Source organism: Paenibacillus agaridevorans (assembly GCF_003112455.1).
Taxonomy (GTDB): Bacteria; Bacillota; Bacilli; order Paenibacillales; family Paenibacillaceae; genus Pristimantibacillus; species Pristimantibacillus agaridevorans.
In genome coordinates this window covers 1-2,674 of record NZ_BDQX01000037.1, presented here as the reverse complement: position 1 = coordinate 2,674, position 2,674 = coordinate 1, and the positions used below count along the sequence as shown (strand labels likewise).

General features: G+C 50.2%; 2 protein-coding genes. Both read right to left on the bottom strand.

Annotated features, from left to right (window positions below):
• The coding region (locus tag PAT3040_RS38365) for a carbohydrate ABC transporter permease (protein WP_258234816.1) at positions 1-447 on the bottom strand (447 nt) is incomplete at its 3' end.
• A 29-nt stretch (positions 448-476) separates the two neighbouring features.
• Positions 477-1,814: an ABC transporter substrate-binding protein gene (locus tag PAT3040_RS03740; protein ID WP_108991589.1), complete on the bottom strand. Its 1,338-nt coding sequence runs from the start codon at positions 1,812-1,814 to the stop codon at positions 477-479.
• Positions 1,815-2,674 lie beyond the last annotated feature (860 nt).

Sequence of the window (2,674 nt, the reverse complement as noted above, 5' to 3'; positions counted from 1 at the left end):
GCCGAAGGCGCTCTCGAGAAATGAGTTCAGCGCTCCGTTAAGTCCGAACAGATGGCGCCACATCCCCGCGACCGCCACGCTGCCTCCAATAAGCGTAGGCAAATAATAAGCGGAACGGAAAAACCCGAGAAATCGGAGCTTCTGGTTCAGAACCATCGCCACGATCAGCGCAAAGACGAGACGCAAGGGGATGGCAATGAATACGAAGAGAAGCGTCGCCTTCACCGACAGCCAGTACCGGCTGTCTTCCGTAAACATCGCTTTGAAGTTGTCCATTCCTACCCATTCGGGCGGGGATAAAATATCGTAGCGCGTAAAGGCGAGAAACAAAGACGCTCCGATGGGAATGATTGAAAAGACAAGAAATCCGAACAGCCAGGGGAATATGAAGAGATATCCTGCCGTATTGTCGGAAGACCATATGGATTTGTTGCCAACTCCGCGCATGCTCTTGTCACCTCCTGGCTGTGGAATCGTTACTTGGCTTTCGCCAAAGCCGCATTCGCTTCCGTTCTGAATTTGGCCGCGCCTTCTGCAGGCGTAATTCGCTCGTAGAAAATTTCCGAAGCTACGTTGGTAAAGATTTTCCCGACCTCCGAGCCGGCAACCGGCGCAGGCGGATCTATCTCGGAGGAATGCTGCTCGACCACTTGGAGATATGCGGACACCCGCTTCTGAGTCTCCGAGAACGTTGCTTGCATCTCCTGCACCAGATTCGGATGATACGGCATGCCGAAGTAAGCGTTTAGAGATTTGGCCGCGTCGATGTTATTGGTAAAAAATTCGATGAACATGGCCGCTTCCTTCGGATGTTTGGAACCCGACCAAACCCCGTGGAAGAAGGACGGTTTCATATACATGCCTTTGCCGTCGCCGGAGCCCGGATACATCGCCATCCCTAGCTCTTTGCCGAGTTGAGTCTCCATAATGTCGGCGTGATTGCTCCAGTAGGAATAGCCGCCAAAGGCGGATTCGCCTTTCGGAAACGGCCCGTCTTCCAAACCTCGAATTTCCAGCTCAACGCTGATAGGGCTGATCATTTCTTCCTTCTGCCATCTAAGCTGCTGCTCCATAAACTCAACAAACAATTGATCGTCCTCATAACCTAACGTCTTCTGGTCGGCTGCGTACAGCTTCTGCCCATGCTGCCTCAACCAGACTTCAAAGTGTTCGCGGGCCAGATGGGTATCTCCGTACAAACCAAGCTTATCCTTTACGGCACGCAGATCGGCTTCGTATTGCTCCCATGTATAGTCCGGTCCGGGTGGAGTTACGCCGGCTTCCGCGAGTTTGTCGGGATCATAGAACATAACAAGCGCGTTGTTTCCGATATTAATGCCGTACGTGACGCCGTCGATCATGCCGCCCTTCATATTAACTTCGGCAACGCCCTCCATATTGATCGTTTGATCGGAGATGAAATCGTCAAGCGGCGTCAGCAGCCCTTTATTGACATAGTTTTTAATTTGCGCGTAGTCCACCCGGATAATGTCCGGCAAGCTGTTGGATGCAGCCTGTACATTGATTTTGTCGTTGTAGGCGTCTCCGGCGTAATATTCGGCTTCGATCTTGATGTGAGGATACGCTTTCTCGAACAGTTCGATTACAGCATTGTTTTTGTCTACGGTTAGCTGCGAGCCCGCCCAATAAGACATTCTGAGCGTTACGTCCTTAGGCGCCTTGTCCGTTTGGTTCGAACCGTTGTTCGTCGAAGGCGACGACCCTGGATTTCCATTACTGCCTTGCGAGCAGCCTGCCAGCGTCATTGTCAGCGAAATGGCGAGCAGACCGATAACCTTCATTGCTTTCCTCAAGACTATCCCCTCCCAAATAATGTTTGCAGATGGCGCTTTACCCTGTTCTCAACTTGTCTGCTTCCTAATTGTAACCGCTTGCTGTTTTTCGAATAACCGAAAAAGCAGAGACTTTAGGTAGAAATTTCAGTGTTGCGTTAAACGTTCGATATTAAGATCTCACAAGGTGAAACGGGCTGTCGCCGTCTTTTGGCCGCGCGGCGCCTTCATTCCGAGCAATCCGGAGAATGTATCGCGAAATCATAGACTTTCTTATAGGTGAGTCGACCGCTCCGTTAAACAAGGGTTGTCCTTCTAATGGACAGGAGCGTCGCTATTCTTCGATTAGATGATGTTTCAAAAATCTATCGGACACACGCGACCTTATTTGCACCATCCGAGCAGCTTTTTGCTTTATTTCGGCCATATAGCGGCGTACCTGTCCGTTAGAATTTGATCCTTGAGCAAAACAGGCTAATAGTGTCTCGTGGGTCCATTAGAAACTGGGCCGGTCCTTGTACTATAGGTGTAACTCCGTTCGTTAAAAGATGCTATTAACGCCTATGCACGCTAATCGGAGTTAATTTCCGGTCCATCGGCGTTTTTAACGCGTACAGCTGCTTGTTCGCCTACTTTTTGGAGCCATAAGCGTTACTAACGCCTATAGCTGCTAATCAGAGCTACTTTCCGGCCCATCGGCGTTTTTAACGCCTACAGCTGCCCGTTCGCCCATTTTTTGGAGCCATAAGCGTTACTAACGCCTATAGCTGCTAATCAGAGCTACTTTCCGGTCCATCGGCGTTTTTAACGCCTACAACTGCTCGTTCGCCTACTTTTTGGAGCCATAAGCGTTACTAACGCCTATGGACGCTATTCAGAGT